The 714-nt window shown below is 40.6% G+C and carries 1 protein-coding gene; it reads right to left on the minus strand.

What is annotated here, in order from left to right:
- Nucleotides 1–56 precede the first annotated feature (56 nt).
- The gene (locus AC1DVJ_RS31205) at nt 57–323 is read right to left on the minus strand and encodes a hypothetical protein (RefSeq protein ID WP_477596846.1); all 267 of its coding nucleotides are present in this window, start codon (nt 321–323) and stop codon (nt 57–59) included.
- Between the last annotated feature and the right edge of the window lie 391 nt (nt 324–714).

Below are 714 nucleotides of genomic sequence, written 5' to 3' on the forward strand. Positions count from 1 at the left end.
GAAATACAAGTGGAAATACAAGTGTGCGACCAGGAGTTTGATTCCCCATCGAAGCTCTACCTGCCAACATCATATGTATGAAAAATACGACAGGAATTGCGAGAAAGCTCCACCAATGAAGTGCAAGACCCAAAAACGAGCAGAAAAAAGAGAGTTTTTACAACAACATACTGTCCAAATAGCCGCTCTCCAAGAAGCTCTTCCACTTTAGCACGGAAAAACTTGCGAGCGTCTGCAGGACCAATTCCAACCGATATCTCCCCTTTATCAAATCGCTGTTTAAAGTGGTCGTATATCATATTTTCACGCCCTTCCTTTTCCATTCATTGTAAGGCTATCATGTAAAATTTGGCAACCTAAACTTACAATATCCTCCATAGAGCTTATTCCACAGAATCAAAGGCTATGATTTTAGAGTCTCGATGAGCCCGATATAAATCAGCTACTACCATTTTTTGGGTGGTATTGGTCAGCTTGCAAAAAAGGAGTATTGAAAACAACAAGTTGAAAGCGTAGGTTTTTTCAACTAACGGGTAGCCTGAGGAATAAAAAAGAGCGAACACTTTTGCAGGAATTTAGTCCCTGATGTAGAAATACTCATTTCTAAGCGAAAGGGAAAGAAGGGACCATATGGAACGGGCAGTAATTAATGTGAATGTGGTAAATCATCTGGGATCTACCGATTCATATTTTGACGGTGGGCTCTTGCAGTAC

The organism is Paenibacillus sp. P4_A9, assembly GCF_056402415.1.